14 protein-coding genes are annotated in these 19,835 nt (G+C 42.8%); 5 read left to right on the top strand and 9 right to left on the bottom strand.

All coding sequences use genetic code 11. From position 1 onward, the window contains the following. Nucleotides 1-10 precede the first annotated feature (10 nt). On the top strand, nucleotides 11-2,563 hold the full coding sequence (locus tag C900_RS08985) for an adenosylcobalamin-dependent ribonucleoside-diphosphate reductase (protein WP_009579445.1): 2,553 nt from the start codon (nucleotides 11-13) through the stop codon (nucleotides 2,561-2,563). A 587-nt stretch (nucleotides 2,564-3,150) separates the two neighbouring features. Next, nucleotides 3,151-4,971 carry a hypothetical protein gene (locus C900_RS08980; protein ID WP_009579444.1) on the top strand — a complete coding sequence of 607 codons (1,821 nt, stop codon included), beginning with the start codon at nucleotides 3,151-3,153 and terminating at the stop codon, nucleotides 4,969-4,971. On the opposite strand, the gene C900_RS08975 is transcribed toward C900_RS08980, so the two are convergent. After that, on the bottom strand, nucleotides 4,938-5,378 hold the full coding sequence (locus C900_RS08975) for a 6-pyruvoyl trahydropterin synthase family protein (protein ID WP_009579443.1): 441 nt from the start codon (nucleotides 5,376-5,378) through the stop codon (nucleotides 4,938-4,940). The two genes, C900_RS08980 and C900_RS08975, sit on opposite strands and share 34 nt — an antisense overlap. Nucleotides 5,379-5,383: 5 nt before the next feature. Continuing rightward, nucleotides 5,384-6,748, bottom strand: a complete 1,365-nt coding sequence (gene hemN / locus C900_RS08970; RefSeq protein ID WP_009579442.1) for an oxygen-independent coproporphyrinogen III oxidase — start codon at nucleotides 6,746-6,748, stop codon at nucleotides 5,384-5,386. Nucleotides 6,749-6,869: 121 nt separating this feature from the next. Between hemN and C900_RS08965 the strand changes: the two genes are divergently transcribed. Continuing rightward, the gene (locus C900_RS08965) at nucleotides 6,870-7,466 is read left to right on the top strand and encodes a Crp/Fnr family transcriptional regulator (protein ID WP_009579441.1); all 597 of its coding nucleotides are present in this window, start codon (nucleotides 6,870-6,872) and stop codon (nucleotides 7,464-7,466) included. Nucleotides 7,467-7,612: 146 nt separating this feature from the next. Here C900_RS08965 and C900_RS08960 read toward each other — a convergent pair whose 3' ends face one another. Next, nucleotides 7,613-8,326, bottom strand: coding sequence for a DNA alkylation repair protein (locus C900_RS08960; RefSeq protein ID WP_009579440.1), 714 nt, complete (start codon nucleotides 8,324-8,326; stop codon nucleotides 7,613-7,615). Between the two features lie 22 nt (nucleotides 8,327-8,348). Continuing rightward, nucleotides 8,349-8,813, bottom strand: a complete 465-nt coding sequence (locus C900_RS08955) for a universal stress protein (protein WP_040496243.1) — start codon at nucleotides 8,811-8,813, stop codon at nucleotides 8,349-8,351. Between the two features lie 148 nt (nucleotides 8,814-8,961). Here C900_RS08955 and C900_RS08950 point away from each other — a divergent pair, with 148 nt between their 5' ends. Together C900_RS08950 and C900_RS08945 are read left to right on the top strand one after the other, a co-directional pair. Beyond that, entirely contained in the window at nucleotides 8,962-10,218 is a 1,257-nt protein-coding gene (locus C900_RS08950; protein WP_009579438.1) for a PAS domain-containing sensor histidine kinase, read from the top strand. A 45-nt stretch (nucleotides 10,219-10,263) separates the two neighbouring features. Continuing rightward, nucleotides 10,264-11,337: a response regulator gene (locus C900_RS08945; RefSeq protein ID WP_009579437.1), complete on the top strand. Its 1,074-nt coding sequence runs from the start codon at nucleotides 10,264-10,266 to the stop codon at nucleotides 11,335-11,337. A gap of 254 nt (nucleotides 11,338-11,591) precedes the next feature. Here the strand turns inward: C900_RS08945 and C900_RS08940 are convergent, their stop codons facing one another. The 5 genes from C900_RS08940 to C900_RS08920 form a co-directional block, all read right to left on the bottom strand. After that, nucleotides 11,592-12,878 (bottom strand): acetyl-CoA hydrolase/transferase family protein, encoded by a 1,287-nt coding sequence (locus tag C900_RS08940; protein WP_009579436.1) that lies wholly within the window; start codon nucleotides 12,876-12,878, stop codon nucleotides 11,592-11,594. 1,145 nt (nucleotides 12,879-14,023) lie between these two features. Beyond that, nucleotides 14,024-15,244: a glycosyltransferase gene (locus tag C900_RS08935; RefSeq protein ID WP_009579434.1), complete on the bottom strand. Its 1,221-nt coding sequence runs from the start codon at nucleotides 15,242-15,244 to the stop codon at nucleotides 14,024-14,026. 3 nt (nucleotides 15,245-15,247) lie between these two features. Continuing rightward, nucleotides 15,248-17,497, bottom strand: a complete 2,250-nt coding sequence (locus tag C900_RS08930; protein ID WP_009579433.1) for an exopolysaccharide transport family protein — start codon at nucleotides 17,495-17,497, stop codon at nucleotides 15,248-15,250. A 15-nt stretch (nucleotides 17,498-17,512) separates the two neighbouring features. Then, entirely contained in the window at nucleotides 17,513-18,793 is a 1,281-nt protein-coding gene (locus C900_RS28280) for a PD40 domain-containing protein (RefSeq protein ID WP_157493960.1), read from the bottom strand. Between the two features lie 26 nt (nucleotides 18,794-18,819). Further along, nucleotides 18,820-19,830 (bottom strand): PorP/SprF family type IX secretion system membrane protein, encoded by a 1,011-nt coding sequence (locus tag C900_RS08920; protein ID WP_009579431.1) that lies wholly within the window; start codon nucleotides 19,828-19,830, stop codon nucleotides 18,820-18,822. Nucleotides 19,831-19,835 lie beyond the last annotated feature (5 nt).

Genomic DNA, 19,835 nt, shown 5'->3' with positions numbered 1-19,835 from the left:
ACTCAATCTCATGATCGCTAAACTACCGGAACCCACAGAAACCTTAAAGAAGTATGCAGAAGAAGAAGTTCGAAAGCAAAGCATTGCCTATTTCCAGGGCGACACGCTTGCTGCCGAAGTGTGGATGAGTAAGTATGCGCTAAAGGACAGCAAGGGACATTATTATGAAAGATCGCCTGACGATATGCATCGGAGGCTGGCCCGTGAGTTCGCACGGATAGAAGCAAAATACCCCCTGCCTCTGCTTGAAGACGAGATATACGAACTGTTGAGAAATTTTAAGTATATCATCCCACAGGGAAGCCCTATGTCGGGCATCGGTAACAATTTTCAGCACGTATCGCTGTCCAACTGCTTCGTTGTGGGTGTAGAACAAGACGCTGACTCCTATGGTGCTGTGCTTAATCTGGATGAAGAGCTGGTACAACTGATGAAAAGACGCGGGGGTGTAGGCCTTGACTTGTCGCACATCCGGCCCGAAGGTAGTACCGTCAACAACTCTGCGCTTACGGCCACGGGCATTGTGCCCTTCATGCACCGGTTTTCCAACTCCACCCGGGAGGTGGCTCAGGGTGGTCGAAGAGGTGCACTCATGCTAACGCTGGCAGCAAAACACCCCGAAGCTATCTCATTTGCCAAAGCCAAGGGAGACACAACAGCCGTAACAGGTGCCAATATTTCCCTGAAGCTGGATGACGAATTTATGCAAGCCGTTGAAGAGGATGCGGAATACCAGCAGCAATTCCCCGTCAATAGTCCGTCTCCTACAGTAAAAAGATCAATAAGAGCCATGGACATCTGGCAGGAGATAACAGAAGGCGCCTGGAAATCGGCCGAACCAGGGGTGATCTTCTGGGATACCATCATTCGTGAATCATTGCCCGACCGGTATGCAGACGAAGGCTTTGGCACAGTTTCCACCAATCCCTGTGGTGAAATACCCCTATGCCCGTACGACAGTTGCAGACTCATGGCTATCAACCTGACTGGTTATGTAAAGGAGCCCTTTCAACAAAACGCTCATTTTGATTTTGACCTCTTCAAGCAGCACGTGCGGATCGCTTTGAGACTGATGGATGACCTGGTAGACCTGGAGCTGGAAAAAATAGACAAGATCATAGGGAAAATAGACAGCGACCCCGAACCGGAAAGCTATAAGCAAGTAGAGCGAACCCTGTGGCTGAAAATCAAAGAAAAGTGTGAAAAAGGAAGGAGAACCGGGTTAGGCATCACCGGACTTGGAGATATGCTGGCCAACCTGGGCATTAAATACGGCTCTTCGGCATCTATTATTATGGCGGAGAAAGTGCAAAGCACGCTGGTGACAGAGGCTTACAGGAGCTCCGTAAACCTGGCAAAAGAGAGGGGTGCATTTCCTATTTATGATGCGGAAAAAGAGACGGATCAACCATTTCTCAGCCGGATAGAAGCAATAGATCCGGAATTAGTGGAGGAAATGAGAGTGCAAGGCAGAAGAAATATTTCTATGCTAACCATAGCACCAACCGGATCCACGAGCTTGCTGGCACAAACAACATCAGGCATAGAGCCTGTGTTCAGACTGTACTACTCCCGAAGAAAGAAGGTAAATGCTAAGCCAGACAATGATAAACCCTACTTTGTAGATGATAATGGCGACTATTACGAAGAATTTGCTATTTTTCATCATGGATTCAAAAGATGGCTGGAGGCACAGGGATTTCAGCCTGACGAAATAGAAACACTAAAAGCAAATGACCTGAAGCAACTGGTGGAGAAATCTCCCTATGCAGGCGCCAGCAGCGAGCAAATTGATTGGTCTGACAAGGTAACACTACAAAGTGTACTCCAAAAGTGGGTGGATCATTCCATTAGTATTACAGTGAATCTACCGGAGGAAACACCGCAAGATATGATCTCAGAAATCTACCTGGAAGCCTGGCGGCAGGGTTGTAAAGGCATCACAGTATATCGCGAGGGCAGCAGGGCCGGTATATTGGTAAGCGAACAAAAAAAGGAGAAACACGATTTCGTAGAGACCAATCCGCCAAAACGTCCTGCCGAGCTGGAAGCCGCTGTGCTTCAGTTTAAAAATAATGAAGAAAATTGGGTAGCTGTGGTTGGTCTGTATCACAACAAACCCTACGAGATCTTTACCGGACGAGCCGAGGATTCTTTCTCCATATTATCAAAGGTAAAGAAGGGAAAAGTGATCAAAAGCAAAGGACAGAATGGCAAAAACCGCTACGATTTTCAGTACCAGGATAAAGATGGCTATAAAGTGACTATCGAAGGGCTGTCGCGAACCTTTAACAAGGAGTATTGGAACTACGCGAAGCTGATCAGTGGTGTACTGCGCCACGGTATGCCGATAAAATATGTAGTGGAAATGGTCGAGGACCTATTCCTGGATGGACAGACGCTGAACACCTGGAGAAATGGTGTGAAACGCGCCCTGCTTCAGTTCATCCCCGATGGTACCGTGCCTACGAATAACGCTTGCCCTCAATGTAAACAAGCATCTATGGTGTACCAGGAATCTTGCCTCCAGTGCAGCCAGTGCGGTTACAGCAAGTGTGGGTGAGATGACCGAAGACGGAAGTCGGAAGTCGGAAGATCGAAGTCGGGAGTCGGGAGACCGGAGTCGGAAGTGGTTGTTTGATGTTTGGTTAATCGTTAATTGTTATCGGTTAATCGTTAATTGTTAATAGAGAGTTGCCTGACTACTTCTGCTTGATGATTGACATGTTTAATGTTTCTGGTTCATTAGTTATTTGTTAGGTATTTTTGCTATTGCAGTTACCGATGGTCTGTGTGAATGGCGGAGGTTCGCTTAAGGTTCATTGTCAGGAAAGCTTTACTAGTCCTTACAGGCTTAGTAAAGCAGGCTTCGTTCCTCAGTACTCAAGACTAATTAGTGTCTTTAAGAAAACGCCAATGTCTGCGTTATACTTGTCCCAAAAATGCTCATCCCGACAACAGTATGGGACTCCGCTTTTTGGGACTTCATTTCTTAAAAGCCACTTAGAGTTTTCTAACAAACACTAATTAATTACTCACTACTCATCATCATTACCACTTCGGTCTTCGGTCTCCCGACTTCCACATGATCCAGATCATATTATTAAAGCCTTCTGATTGCCACCTTTGTGGGGAACTAATATTTAGAATATGCAGACAGCCATTCACCACTTTCATATCCCTGTTATGGGGTTAGCATTCACCATTGATTCACCTATTAAAGTAGCGCGTTTCGGTATTACATCAGCAGTATCCATCATCGAAGATAACCTGGTAGAAACGATGCGTAAATACTACTATCAGCAATACGATGAACCATATAGCCCCATTACACCGGACGAGGAAGATTACAGGGCCAAAAGGATCACAGATTATCTAAACCTGCTCAGCAGGATTGTCAAAAATCAATTTGAAAAACTCAAGTCTTCAGCATTTGAAGCTGGTTCGGAAATAGTAAAGTACTTCGACATGCTACCTGAAGATAGTAACCTGAAGGCTATATACCGGGAGATGATGCGCTCAATGAGTGAGCGGGAAAAACACACGCTCGAACATTTCCTAAAAGAAGAAATGAAACCGGGCGCTATAGAGGTGAATATTATGACAAAGCTGGACAAAAACAACTACAGCAAAAGCGGAGAGCTGATTGAAGACGGATCGGACGCATTAACTGCTTTAAAAGGTTATGCCGAAAGCGAGCTAAAAGATTCAGCGGTCATCTTTTCTGCCGGCATGAACCCCAGACTTTTCAACTACCTCGAAAAATTTGAAGCGTTTGATCCCAAAGGCTGGGGCCAGTTTGATAAAAAGATCATCATCAAAGTCAGCGACTTCCGGTCTGCTTTGATACAGGGTAAATATCTGGCTAAGAAAGGAATTTGGGTGAGTGAGTTCAGGGTGGAATCGGGGCTCAACTGCGGAGGTCATGCTTTTGCCACAGAAGGACTGCTGATGGGACCTATTCTGGATGAATTTAAAAATAGAAGAGAAGAACTTATTAACAGTTTATTTGAAATCTACAATCCTGCGATGGAAGCCCTTGGAAAACCCACTTATGAACGGCCACACCCGATAAAATTCACCGTACAAGGGGGGATCGGCACACACCAGGAGGATGTTTTCCTTCGAGAATATTATAACATTGACAGTACCGGCTGGGGAACTCCATTCCTGCTATGCCCTGAAGCTACTACGGTTGATGAAGCAACTCTGACACGCCTGACCGAAGCCGGGGAAAAAGATGTAGTACTCAGCACCAACTCACCTCTGGGAGTACGGTTCAACTATCTGAAAGGGACGTCTTCCGATCTTGAAAAAAGGGAGAGGATAAAAAGAGGATTTCCCGGAAGTCCATGTACGGAAAAATACCTGGTATCAAACACAGAATTTACCAATGAGCCCATCTGCACTGCTTCCAGGAGGTATCAAAAGATGAAAATCGAACAATTGCAAACCCTTGACCTTCCAAAGGAACAGCTCCAGGATCAACTTGATGAAGTGCTTAGCAAAGAGTGTTTGTGTATCGGACTCAGTAATTCTGTTACTCACCAGTACAAAATACCCTTTGTCAAAAAACTGGAGTCAGTAACCATTTGTCCGGGACCCAACATTGCCTACTTTTCAAAATTGACCACACTTCAGGAGATGACCGATCACATTTATGACAGGGCCGATCTCCTGGAAAATACCGAACGACCACATATGTTTGTGAAAGAACTGAGGCTTTATGTAAACTATATTCGCGAGCAGGTGGATAAAACCTACTCTCCAGACAATAAAACCCTCAGGAGTTATACCAATTTCTGCGAAAATCTTTTGGCAGGTATTTCATACTACCTCGATCTGCCCCTTGCCTCAAAACAGTGTTTCTCAGACAATTTAACTGTAGAGCATTTGGAAAGTGCCAAAACCGAAGTGCAGAATATACAAGATCATATTCACAAATTGTCGTCTGCAAACCAGGAAGCATAGCTGGTATTGGTTTCCCTCAGGCAAACGGAATATAGCCTGAGGGGGGCTTTTATTTTTTCTTCTATGCGACTGACAAAATCGATCAGAAGGTTTTCGCACGTAGGTTGATAGCTGGTCTTTATCACGTGACTAAAACCATGGATACCGGCCACCAGCGGGTCTGTGTCCTTTAACACCAAAGCGTGATCAAATTGATCGACAACCTGCTCCTTCACTATCATTTTCAATACTGAAAAATCCACCACCATTCCTAATTTGGGATCGCCCTCCTTTGCTCCTGGCTTGCCAATGACTGTCACAGACAGATAGTATGTATGCCCATGAATATTGGCACATTTACCATCATACCCGTGAAGTGCATGCGCCATTTCAAAATCAAACTCCTTGGTGACACGTAATACCTGCATAGAGATCAAATAGCTTTACTAAATACGGGTTCCGATGCGGCTTTGGCGCGTTTTAATCGCATATCAAATACCATTGCGATATTTCTTATAAATGCTTTGCCCATATCAGTCACTTTTAACAGACTTTTATTAAGGGTCAGCAAGCCCTCCTTTCTCATGGTATGGAGTTGAACTATAGCTTCTCCGCCTATTATCCTGATAATTTCCTCTCCTAAAAAGCACTGGCCGGTACACAACAATTCCAGGATATGCTTTTTGAGCAAAAGATCTTCCGCTGTCATTATATGACCTTTCAAAATGGCTGGCTGTCCTTCCAAAACCGCCTGTTTATACTTCTCTACCACCTTTAAATTTTGCATATAGCCATATTTCGCATCGCTGATCGATGAGGTGCCCAAGCCCAGTAACAGATCAGTATTACAGGTAGTATAACCCATGAAATTTCTGTGAAGGGTATCATTTTCAGCAGCCTGATATAGCACATCATGAGGAAGTGCAAAATGATCCATTCCAATATCTTTATATCCCATTCTCACAAATTTTTCTTTGCCCAACTCGTACAGCTTTCTTTTGTTTTCATCGCTGGGAAGATCAGCCTCAGAATACCCCCTCTGAGCAGGCTTGATCCACGGCACATGAGCATAGCTGTAGAATGCTATCCTTTCCGGCATCAGTTGTCCTACCTGGTCGATGGTATTCGAAACACTTTCGGGGGTTTGAAATGGCAGGCCATAGATCAGATCAAAGTTGACAGAAGTATAACCCACCCGTCTTGCCGCTTCCGTAGCGGTCTTTACATTTTCATAAGGCTGGATCCTGTTGATAGCCTGCTGCACTTTCAGGTCCAGGTCCTGAATACCAAAACTCACTCTGCTGAACCCCAGGTCGTACAATGTCTGCAAGTGTGCTTCCGTAGTATTATTAGGATGCCCTTCAAAACTAAATTCATGATCAGAATGTACCTTGGCCTTTTCTAATATGCCCTGTAATAACAACTGCAGGTTCTCAGGGCTAAAAAAAGTAGGTGTACCACCACCAAGATGCAATTCCCTGATCACAGGCTTGTCTTCCCAACTATCCACATACATTTGCCACTCTGCGTGAAGAGCTTCGATATACCCGGTCTCTACTTTATGATTTTTTGTGATCCTGGTATTGCAGCCACAATAAGTGCACAAGCTTTCACAGAACGGCAGGTGTATGTACAGACTAATACCTTTTTCACGGTTACTCTCAACAAAGGTTTTCTTTACGATCCGCATCCAGGCATCGGTACCAATCTTTTCCTCTTCCCACATGGGTACTGTGGGGTAGCTGGTATACCTTGGTGCAGGCACATTGTACTTTTTGATTAACTCTTGCGTGGTCATACCCTCATTCCAATTTTTCTGCTAAAGTAGTGGTTAAGCCCTGTTTTATTCATGACTTGCTTCAGGTAAAACCCTGATATAAATCAGATTTTTGTTAACCTTCCGGTATTATCTTTGACTCATGACAATAGATACATCTACGCTGCAGAAATACGGTGCCAGACAGGTTAGCTTAAAGAAAAATGAGATCCTTTTTCTGGAGGGCAGTTCGCCATTAAACTACTATCAGGTAGCGGAAGGAGTGATCAAAATGAACAATTTCAGTTCTGATGGGCAGGAGTTCATTCAGGGGATGTTCAAAGAAGGGGAAAGCTTTGGTGAGCCACCTCTCTTCGGCAATTTCCCCTACCCTGCCAATGCAGATGCAGTAATTGATTCTGTAGTATGGAAGCTGTCTAAAGATAATTTTATTGATCTGCTCAAAGAGAACTTCGAACTCCATTTGAAATTCTGCTCAATTCTAAGCAAACGGCTCCAGTTCAAAGCCATGATCGCCAAAGAGATCTCCAGCTATACCCCCGAGCACAGGATCATGACATTGATCGACTATTTCAAAGAAAAAGAAGATACCCCTGAACTGGAATATGAGGTACCCTTCACACGCCAGCAAATTGCCGACATGACCGGCCTAAGGGTGGAAACGGTTATCCGCACCGTAAAGGCGCTGGCGCGAAAAAAGGAGTTGAAAATTGTGAACAGAAAGGTTTTTAGGGATTAGATGTAAGATGTGAGAAGATCGAAGACCGATTCCCTGGTTACGCTACCCGCGCTACGGTTTTAAGATTTCAGATCTCAGATTTACTCATACGCGTAACCATGCTCCTCGACCCCTCGTGAACCTCTGCTGCGCTACGGTTTCAGATTTCAGATTGGCTTCTCCATTGCCTTCTTCCTCAGCTCTGGCGGCATTTTTTCTATGGCATACCTAAGTGCGGTTCTGGGCATGAAAGCTTTGTTTTTTATTACATAATCATACACTTCCCTTTGATGGCTTTCGCTGGCAGCTTTAAGCATCCAACCATAACCTTTTTGCACCAGGTCATCCTGATCATTCAGTAATATATCCGCAATATCGAAGATGTCTTGAAGAAACTTTCCCTTTCTGGCGGGAATGATGAGTGTTACAGCCGCGGCCCTTCTAGACCACCGGTTATCTGATCTTGCCCATTTCTTCAGATCATTCACATATTTCGGATACATGTCCACAAATGTCCCAACCGTGTGGTTACAGAGGGTGTCACATGAAGCCCAGTTGCAGACATACGTATTTACCCACTTTTCAAAAATTTTAAAATCGACCGGCTCATATGATTTCCTGAGTGCATACGACCACTGGCACGCCACGAATGATTCCTCCATATACCCTGACTGCCACAGTACTTCGCACAACTCCAGTATCTCCGCTTTTGGTTTTTCTTTTATAGATTTCAAATGTTGCTTGGCTATTTTGGTTACCACAGCAGTCTTTACACCATATAACTTCACTTCTTCTTTAAAAAACCTGAAGCCGCTTTGCCTGGTATCATCATCGCTATTTTCTTTTAATTCTTTCCTTACATTATCTATAATAAGGTTCATGCCGGTGTGGTTAATTCGATATTTATCCTACTTTCACAGTTTCCTGCTCATTCACAACCTCCGAAGGCACCAGTAGCACAGGACAATGGAACCGCCCCGGTAAATTTTCATCACTCATCTCCCATTTTTCTTTCAACTGTTGTTGAATACTTTCAGAAAGCACCACAAGATCAATGTTAAAACGTTCAACTGCAAGGGATATCCTGTCGCTGACAAAGCCAACCTCCGTTAAAAAATGGTGTTCAAAGTCCGATAATTCGGGATAACATTGCTTCAATTGTTCAAACTGCTTGTTAGCCTCCTCCTCACGCTCTCTTTTTATAGAAATTTTATTGCCATAATAACGCCCGTCTGCACCGGAAATTAATCGATATGTATATAAAATTATGAGTTCGCTCTGATGAGAGCGAACAACATCCAAAACGTAGGAAAAGGCCTTGGCTGAGGATTCGGAAAAGTCCGTAGGAAAAATTATACGCTTAAACATAGCCATGGATTTTCAATTTATCTCCTATTCTTGATGCTAAAATAGGTACTTCCATAAGTTCTCATTATGATAATCTCTCATGGGGGTTACTGATTTTTATCATATTTTTGAAAAAGGAAAAGATTTTTAATTTTATCAATAAAAAAAGTTGGGACAGGAAGAATATACCGAAACATACGAAGCCATATTCGAGGCTTGCGAGGAAGGCATATTGGTGGTGAGCAAAAAGGGGGTTATTGCCCTGGCCAATGAAGCCAGCCATCTCCTGTTCGGCTACGAGCAGGGTGAACTTATCGGCATGCAGATAGAGTCATTGGTTCCACCTGCTTTACGTCATAGCCATGTTAAAGATCGTCAGGAGTATGAAGAACATCCTTCGCCCCGACAAATGGGCAAAGGAAGGGATCTTCTGGGCCGAAGAAAAAATGGTGATGACTTTCCGGTCGAAATTAGTCTAAACAGGGCTCAAATTGATGGGGTGGATCATACCGTAGCCTTTGTAATAGACATCACCGAGCGAAAGAAAATTGAAGAAGCTTTGAAACGCAGCGAAGAACAATTGATCGTCTACGCAGCAGAACTGGAAAAAAGGGTAACACAGCGCACCCGCGAGCTAGACCAAACGATCAGTCAGTTGGAAAAAGCCAATAAAGAACTGGAGGAACAAATTACCATCAGGAAAAAGGCTGAAGAAGAAACCAAAGTGGCGCTGAGTCGCGAACGAGAACTGAATGAACTGAAATCCAGGTTTGTATCCATGGCTTCTCATGAATTCAGAACCCCTTTGAGTACCATACTGTCATCTGCCTCGCTGATAGAGCGATATACAGCCCCTGACACAGAGGATAAAAGAAAAAAGCACATTCATAAGATCAAATCTTCCATTAATAATCTCACAGGCATTTTGAATGACTTTCTTTCTCTCTCTAAATTGGAGGAAGGCAAGGTGGAGCTCATCAATGAAGATATCGAGTTGATGGATATGCTACGAGATGTGGTAGACGAGATGGATGCCATTGTAAAAGACGGACAAAAAATTCATATCGATACTGAGGAAGAGGAATATTACTTATATTCGGACAAAAAAACACTGAAAAACATACTCATCAACTTGCTGAGCAATGCGATTAAATATTCTGAACCGGGTGGCGAAGTGATCGTGAAAGTCCTGGATATGGAAGAAAAATTGTTGCTACAGGTAGTCGACCAGGGTATAGGTATTCCGGAAGAAGAACAGAAGCACATGTTTGAAAGGTTTTTCAGAGCCAGCAATGTCACGAACATTCAGGGTACCGGCCTTGGCTTAAATATTGTTAAAAAATATGTAGATATGCTAAATGGTGATATCTCTTTTGAAAGTAAATTTGGTGAAGGCACTACATTTACGATCGTACTGCCAAAATAGCTTTTACAGCGTACATAATTGAAGATTAAACCTACTTAAACCTATATGAAAAAGATACTCGTCATTGAAGACAATAAAGAAATAAGAGAAAACATTGTAGAAATATTAGAGCTTGACGGATATAAGACTGTAGAAGCAGGTAATGGAAAAGAAGGTGTGCAAAAGGCTCTGGAAGAGTTGCCAGACCTGATCATATGCGATATTATGATGCCGGAACTGGATGGCTATGGCGTGCTGCATATCCTGGTAAAAAAAGAGGCTACCGCAAATATCCCTTTTATCTTCCTCACCGCTAAGGCCGAACGCACAGATATGAGAAAAGGAATGAATCTGGGCGCTGATGACTACTTAACAAAGCCTTTTGAAGATACTGAACTACTGGATGCCATAGAAATACGGTTGAGGAAGGCCGAAGCTCTAAGAAAGGAGTACCTGTCCAATGCTGAGGGGTTAAATGAATTTATTAAAGATGCTAAGAATGTTCACGACCTCAACCACCTGCATGCTGACAAAAAGGCGAGACAGTATAAGAAAAAACACGACATATATCGTGAAGGAGAATATGCCAATTATGTTTACTTCCTGGTATCGGGAAAGGTAAAGAGTATACGTACCAATGAAGACGGAAAAGAGCTGATCACCGGTATTTATACTGCCGGTGAGTTTTTTGGATATGAAACACTGCTTGAAAATAAAGAGCATGATGACAGTGCGGAGACTATGGAAGACTCAGAGATCATCTTCATTCCCCGTGATGAGTTTTTCGATCTTGTCTATACCAACCGTGATGTTTCCAGAAAATTCATAGAGATGTTATCCAATAAAGTGACTGAAAAAGAGCAAAAGCTACTTAATCTGGCTTACAACTCGGTGAGGCAGCGGACGGCAGAAGCATTGCTGACAGTTAGCGAAAAATTTAATCCGGAAGGCACAGAAAGCTTTGAGTTAGGCATATCTCGCGATGACCTGGCCAACATGGTGGGTACGGCCACAGAATCGGTGATCCGTGTGATCTCCGACCTTAAGGACGAAGGTATCATTGAAACGAGAAGTGGTAGAATTGTTATTAAAGATAAGAATAAGCTGCTTCAAATTCAGAGATGGCATTTTGCCAAATAGAGGAAGAGGCTCTTCAAAAATTATAGCCAGTCCGGATCAACCATTCTTTATAGGTGGTCTCATCGATATGACAATCATATAGAAAATCTGAAAATCTACGGAAAAACAGAGGTCGCGGAGAAAATCTCTCCACGCCTCTCTAAACAAATCCTTTGTATACTACAGTTGCCCCTAATCGCAACATGCTGAAACCAACATGGGCATCTAATAAATCTACGAAAGTGAACTTGGCTAATTTTTAGCGCTGACCACTCTTATAAGCATTTAACATTAAACCGCTCGAATGCCTCTCTCTCCAACTGCTCCTGATGATCCGGGTGGGCTATTGATATCAATGCCTGGGCCCTCTGCTTCAGGTTTTTGCCATACAAGTCTACCACGCCATATTCTGTAGCAATATAATGCACGTGTGCTCTTGTGGTCGTTACCCCTGCCCCTTGTTTCAGGTAAGGGACAATTTTTGTCTGGCCTTTAGAAGTTACTGACGGCATAGCTATGATCGGTTTTCCTCCCCATGACAAGGAAGCGCCTCTGATAAAATCCATTTGCCCGCCAACACCGGAATATTGGTAATTTCCAATTGTATCGGCACATACCTGTCCGGTAATATCAATTTCTATAGCGCTATTGATCGCTGTCACCTTAGGGTTCTGTCTGATGATAGCCGTATCATTGGTGTATGCGGCCTCCTTCATATGCACGATGGGGTTGTCATTCATGAATTTGTAAAGTTTTTCCGAACCCATAGCAAAACAACTTACGATCTTTCCTGGCTTCACCTTCTTTTCTTCCCCGGTAATAACACCCGATTCAACTAACGGAAGAATACCATCTGAGAACATCTCCGTGTGAATACCCAATCTTCTATGATTGGAGAGATTGGCCAGCACCACATTAGGAATCGCGCCAATACCCATTTGAAGAGTTGCCCCATCTTCAATTAAAGTAGCCACATGCCTGCCGATCTGTATTTCTGTTTCATTGGGCTCAGGTAAGGCTACACTATGTATCGGCTGATCTGCCTCCACAGCATAATCGATATTCTTTATATGTATAATACCGTCACCATGAGTTCTCGGCACTTGCGGATTGATTTGCGCAATCACTATTCTGGCAGACTGAATGGCAGAAAGAGTAACGTCAATGGAAGTGCCCAGCGAACAGAAACCATGTGCATCAGGCACGGAAACCTGGATCAGGGCGACATTGATCGGCAAAATATCTTTTTTAAACAGCCAGTGTATCTCACTTAAAAAAATGGGAATATAATCGCCATTGCCACAGTTAACCGCATCCCTCACATTTCCACCCACAAAACAACTGTTTACTTTAAAGGAATTACAATATGGTTCCTTAGTATATGGAGCCGGCCCTTCGGTGTGCATATGAACAAACTCCACATCCTCCAGCTCTTTATACCGGTCGCAGAGTTTTTCGATTAATAATTTTGGCGTCATGGCGGCTCCCTGTATAAACACCCTGTTGCCTGATTGTATGTTTGCTACCGCTTCTTCCGCAGTTACAATTTTCAGATCATTCATATTGCTAATGTTATTGTTATCAATTATTTGCGCAAATCTACAGTGCCGGCATCCCTTCCCTCATGACGTTTATCAGGATATATGCTGAAAAGGATCACCTTTTACTATCCTTTGTATTATTTAAAAAAATTTAAACCTGAATTGTTACAACAAATCTCAAAACCCTCTGCTTAAGATCCATTCTGCCTTGTCTCTAACTTACTTAACTTGCTTCGGGGAAGCATAAAAAATCTTACTAAGTTTAAGTGTACAATTAAGAACTTAGGAGGACTCTCGTACCAATAAATAAGTTTTCAGCAGATTGAAAGCCAACGCTTTCTGGGAAAAGATCAAGCATCGTCTTCGCGTAGCCGCTATGCGTAGCAAGGGCTGTGGATAAATGGCTAAATTTCTAAGCTTGCGATGAAAATCATGAGCTCACCCCGTGAAAAAGGGCTAAAACATTGTGATTAGAATATGTGCGTCTCATTAACCACAGATGAAGAAGGGAGCAACAGCAATCATAAACCACCACGTCCTCCTGAAATTTTAGTAGTGCACCGGAGAAAATATTCAGGATCCCCCTGATCCATGGCAGAAGCTGACGCCCGGACACTGCCAGTAGTGAGGATATCCCGGATCTTCACTGCGTTACGTCCGGGATGACGGCATTGGAAATTGAATAGACCATTGATTATCAGTACGTAACGAAAACTTGTCATTGGTACGTGAGGAAGGATCTTCCTAAGTTCTTAATTGTACACTTAAACTTAGTAAGATTCTTCGTGCCTCCCCGAGGCACGTTCGGGCCAAGGCAGAATGACCTTAAACCCGAATTATGTAATAGAAGTCTATTCCGCGACAAAACTGACTGTAATCTAAGCATCCCGTCATTCGCCGGACAGGCATTACTCAAATTTTGCTACTCACCGTAGCGATGCTATGCCTCCGTTGCAAAATTCTGTGTGAGCACTTATCTCACAGCCATTTTTATCGCTCATCACGAAGTCTATTGCATAATACGGGTTAAAAAGCAATTTTAGGTTATTTTTGGATACGAATACTATTTAATTGGTTCTACTATATCGAACTCACGCTAGAATAGTACCGGACAGGCAGGGATAATCTTATTTTTAAAGTATTTTACTTTGAATTCTCGTTAAATATTAGCGGCTGTTCACTGAGGCTACCTTCTCCTCCATAGCGGTACTCATCACCTTGTAAATATTCTTTACATTATTTTCCCAGGTATGAGATTTGGCAAACAGGATCCTTTCTTTCGCCAGTTCAGGGGAGTCTTCCTGCAAAGCTTTTTGTACGTGCTGTGCAAACTCCTCTTTATCCCTGCTCAGATATACATGGTCTTTGAAATAATCCATAGCTTCGGTATAAGTAGCCACCACAGCCTTGCCCATGGCAAGGTACTCGTCTACCTTACGCGGATAGTTTCCAATAGTAAGATCATTTACCTCCTGAGGATTAATAGCAACATCGAATGCGGCAATATAAGCAGGCAGTTCAGGCCCTTTTTTATTACCGAGAAAGTACACATTTTCCATATTATGAAGGCGTGAACTCTTAAAATCATCATCTTCCGGGCCTACAAGCACAAGGCTTCCTTCCTTCATAGAGGTGGCCAAATGCTCCATTAGCCCAATATCCAGTCGCAGACTGGTAAGAAAACCAAGGTAGCCCACAATCGGGCCCGGTATATCCTTAATATCGTTTGGCCTTTCCGAAATAGCCGAAAGGTCGAAAAGTGAGAAATCACACCCCTGCCCTACCATATACGACTCTTGATTATATGGCTTAAGATAATTGGCCAGATAGTCTGAATTAGCAACAACAGCATCGTATTTTTTTGCAAGCTGCGGCTCCATATCGGCACCATGCCTGGCAAAATAATCCTGAGAAACCAAATTGTCACGTATGTAGTAAATGGATAATGCAGGACACAGCATCTCCACAGCATAGTAGCCTAAAAAGATAAGACTGTCATTGAAAAGAATTACATCCTTAAATGACAATGCGTCCATCGTCTCTTTTATTTCCTTGTAAAATATCCTGTTATTTCTTCTGTTAAGGTAGTTGTATAAAGGCGATCGCGGCAGCCAGTTGATGCTTTCTATCATCTTTTTAGGATATAGCGTCCAGATATTGTCGCCTACCTCTACCAAACCCTCCCGTTGACCCCTGATCACCTCCTGGCGCATTTTCACTTCATCAGCTTGTTTGTCCCGAATACTTGTAATGCGATTCAGCGGCTCGTTGACGTATAACACCCGGTTATGTTTGGCAAACTCTTCAGCAATATTCTTGCAATTGCTTCCGACATAATAATCCCACGGCTGAATACCTATTACAACTATATCTCTGCCTGATATCATTATCTATATTTTCAGGTTTTCGTTCTCCACTTTATTAAGTACGGATCCCATCAGGCGGCCGTCCAACGATTTGAGGTAGCTGATAGACTCCTTGTCCACCTGCTTAATTGTCGACTCGGCAGAAAAAATAGGAAGTACAAGATCTGCATACTCCACCAATTCTTTTGTGTCTGGAAAATCATTAAGAGACGCTCCCTCCATGAGTATATAGTCGTAGTTTTGCTCAAAAGTTTTAAGCATCTTCTTAAAGTCTCTTCCCGCCAATATCTCCATTGGAGAGTTTGTGGATGGGTTGCTACCTATAATGTCGATATTCTTGTGCCCCGTAGGGTATATGATCTTTCTGCTAAACTCCTGGTCCATATCCGGTTCCTTGGGAGGTTCCTGCCCTTCTTGAACAGGTTCGTTTGTTGCAGCATTGAGCAGGTGGTTAGTCCTTCTTTTGGTATCTCCTTCCTCCAACAGGCGATGGAAATTCGGCTTTACCAAAAGCAGCTTAGTAAGTCCGTTGTTTTTGAAGTTAGTATCGATGATCAGCACCTTCTTTTTGATCAGGCTCAGAGAATATGCCAGGCATAGAATAAAAAAGGTTTTCCCCTCTCCCGGTTTTGTGCTTGTTACAAGCACGGAGTGCCCGCCTGTGGATTCAAGTTCAAACCTTACCTTTCTCAGCAATTGTTTAAATACTATGAGGTCCGCATTTTGAGAGTATTCATTAAAAATATCGTTCAGCTTTAGGTTTTTAGTCGGGATTTTATTGATTGTTCCAGCCAGTTTGAGTTTAGTCACTTTCCTGAAATTATCACTGGTTTTGATCCTGAAATCAATAAATTCCATAAGCACTATAAACACTACACAAAGTGCAAAGCTGCTAGCGCCAGCCAGGGCCGTGATCACCAATGTATGGGAAGATTCGGGCTCCAATGCGGGTTGTCCTTCTTTGATAAGCCTTAGCGAACTACCCAGGATCAGGGACCTATTCTTGTATTCATTGTACTTATCCAAAGCCTGGTTGTACTCCTTGGAAGCCAGCTCCACTTCTTTGGTAAGGCCATCCAAGGTGGATTCTTTGGTATTGTGTCCTGCAATTTGAGAGCGTAATCGTCCAAGCGTACTGTTAATGCCTGCCAGACTGGATTGTGCAATACCCAACTGCAACTCATAGTTGTCCAGTTGTTCCTGAAGCTTGGCTTCATCAAGAAGACTGGCCTCAGTTCCTAGCCTGGTCATCTCGATCTGCAGCTCATTCCTTAGATCCGCAATACTTTTTTCAAGCTCAGGATCATTGGATCCACCGTCAATATAAAGCTGGTTCAGCTTGTTAATATTTTCTCTCAATTGCAATACCTTGGTATTATTGGCGCCACCCTTATTATTATTAGCCCTGCGGATCCTGTCCCTGGTTTGAGCTATTGAAAGCCTTAATGCACGGATATTATCCTCTTCCACACTTTTCTTTCCTTCATATTCTGCAATCTGAGTGAGTTTGATGTCGTTTTCCAGCCTTTGGTTAAGCACCTGGTTGCTGCTTTTAAACTCATTAAGTTCTGTAGTTCGTTTATCCAGTGCTTCCTTTTTCTCCTGCACCAGCTTAGCCAGCAGACTCACTGACTCATCTGATAAGGAAGATTTTAAATTACGGTTGTAGCGGATAAATTCCCCACAAAGTGTATTGACCACATAAGCCGACAACGCGGGGTCCTCAGAGACAAATTCTACTGAAATGAAGTCGGAGTTTTTAACCCTGCCAATGTCAAGTCCTTTCTCCTTCAGGGAAAATGAGTTGTAGCGATAAGCCTTCAGATACTCCAGCAGCTTGAGCTCCTTAGGATCAAATGATGACAGCAACTTCATAGACTGAAGCTTTTCCTTATAGACTTTCACCATTTCCTGTTTTTCCTCCGGCGTTGGCTTCTTCAGTTCAGAAGTGGCATAATCCACTGTTCTGAAAGGAATATCAGAGGTAAGGTCATGGATGATCAGGTTATAGGACACCAGCGTCACTACCAGCTCCGAATTCATCTGTTCGATCAGGTTATTAAAATCCTGAGTGGTCTTTCCTACGTTAAACTTCTCATCATTTAGCTTAACAGTTTCATCCGTGGTGAAACCAGTAGCCAACTGAGCACTCGACCTATATTTCTGGGGCAGGCTTGAAAGCAACATAAAAGCCGCTGCGGCCCCGATTATGGGAATGATTATGAGTAACCATAATCTCCGTTTTATCAAATTTATCAGGTAGTATATATTCATTACCGGATCAGATACTTAGTTATTAGAAACAATAATCAAAACACCATACTTTGCGTCAAATAAAGCGGTCGCTGCACCTTGTGTCATATTCTTGTTCGACTCATTAACATGGATTTTACTCTCATTAATTCCAGAAAGTTTCAAATAATTCACTATTTTATGTAACCTTTTTTCATGCAATGCAGCACTTTCCTTTTCATTTGCAAAGCTCAGCAAATTAATTTTAGCATATTGCTGATAATTCAAATCTTTTACCAGATTTGACAGTTTTGTTTTTTCCTCCTCGTTTATTTCTTCCGATTCGTACTCAAACTCTATAAAATACTCTTTTTTATTGCCTTCACCTCTTATTTCCGCCAACAGGCTCCTTGCCTCCTGGATCAGGCTTTTGGTCAGCTCCTTTTGATTATCCTTTTGTTGACCGGCTATCCTGCTCACATATATGTCTGATAAGTCATCAGACCTGTTGCTGGCCAAAACGGCAGTAGAATCATTTGCAATACTAAAATATGCATCAAATTTGCTACTATTAATGGGAGTTCCAAGGTTTCTGGGTTTCGACCATACCGTCCAACTGTCGTATAACCGTTCGGCCACAAAAATATCCGCATCGCCATAGCCCCCGTGGCCATCGCTGGCGAAATACAGTTTTTTACCGTCTGCGGAAAGATACGGAGATATTTCAAATCCGGAGGTATTGATAGTAGCTCCGAGATTGACAGGAGGTTGCCATTGTCCTCTGCTGTTTTTTAAGCTGACATAGAGGTCTTCATTACCGTAGCTTTTATCACCTTTCATAGAAATAAGCAGGACATCATAGGTTGGATTCATATAGAATCCAATAAAATCCATTTTAGCTATTCCGGGTACTTCTATGATCTCAGGGGCACCCCACTTGCCATTAAGCTTCTTTGAAAATGCCACGCCTCGCTTATTGCTGTAAGAATTGAGCATATATACTACCTTACTATCTGCCCGGAGACCTATAACCGCGTTATTATCCCTGTTATTCAGGCTATTTAACCTGTTAGTAGCCTCTTTCCACTGTCCTTTTTCGTCTCTTTCAGCCACCCAGATATCCATTCCTGCAAATTCTCCACCTATGTTCTCTTTATGGAAGGCGCGTGTAAAATACAGATGCATACCATCAGGTGAGATCAAAGGCATAATTTCTTCGGCAGAGGAATTAATAGCAGATCCAAGCTTCACCGGCTCGTCAAAAACCAACCCCTGTGCATGTATATTAGATATGATCCCGAAACAAATAAAGGCAAGAATTAAACTTCTGTTACTCATTACATTAAAAAATTTATCTTCGCTACCTACCACAGCCTGGGTTCGGTTGAGTATTTGTTAAATATGGCAATACCCAGGGTAAACTCATGGTTGCCGGTGCTAAACTCCCTCAGGTCATTAAGATAATAATCATAGGAATAATTAATATTGTATCTGCTATCAAAAGTCAAACCAAATAACAGTGAGGCCTTTACGTCATTTTGATAAACAGCGCCTAAATAAATGAGTTTATTGTATCTCAGACGGGCATTTACCTCCCATGACAAACCATATATTTCACTATGTCGCATGCGTATGCCTGGATATAGCTCCACATAAGGACTCAGCTCAAACTGCGAGCCCGCTAAAAATTCCAGAGAGAGGTCTGATGGAAGCTCTAATAATCTACCACTTCCGAAACTACTGGCCACGAGGTTGGATGAAGATAGCCCGAAAAAAAATCGTGATGTGTAGAGCACTATCCCAAAATCTCCAACAAACTGTTGTTGTTTTCCCCCGGCCTCGAGAAGTTCATCGTATACAACATCAGGATGCTCTCTTACATCAAATACCGAAAAATCAATTTCGTAATTATTATAACTGATCCGTGTACCGAATGAAAGGGATGTGAGGCCCGTTATGGGCAAATGATAAGCATAATTCGCTGATGTCTCCAATGATTTAAAAGGGCCTACTGTCTGAGACATCACCATTCCGCCAAGGCCATGCTTCCTTTTCAGGTTTTTATTCCGGGCCAGCCGACCATAGGTAGAAGGATTGCTTACTCTTAGCGCATTATTCCTAAAAACCGTAGGCGAAGTGCTTCCCAGAGACCCGTAAGCACTGATATAAAAAGAATTATTCTTTTCAGAAAAATTATTCCAACGCTGACGATAAGCAGTTTTCATGTCCAAGAAAGGTTCAAAACCTGTAAACCCTGCATTAATCGCTGGTAAGTTCAGATAATATTGTGTAAAAGTCTGCCTCTGTGCCATACCTTCAAAACAGATCAGTATAAGCAAGCACAACAAGGCAATTAATTTTATATAACCTTTCATCTTGT

Origin of the sequence: Fulvivirga imtechensis AK7, from assembly GCF_000331535.1 — a bacterium.
Taxonomy (GTDB): domain Bacteria; phylum Bacteroidota; class Bacteroidia; order Cytophagales; family Cyclobacteriaceae; genus Fulvivirga; species Fulvivirga imtechensis.
The sequence above is the reverse complement of the archived record's forward strand: the minus strand, read 5'-3'. Positions and strand labels throughout refer to the sequence as shown.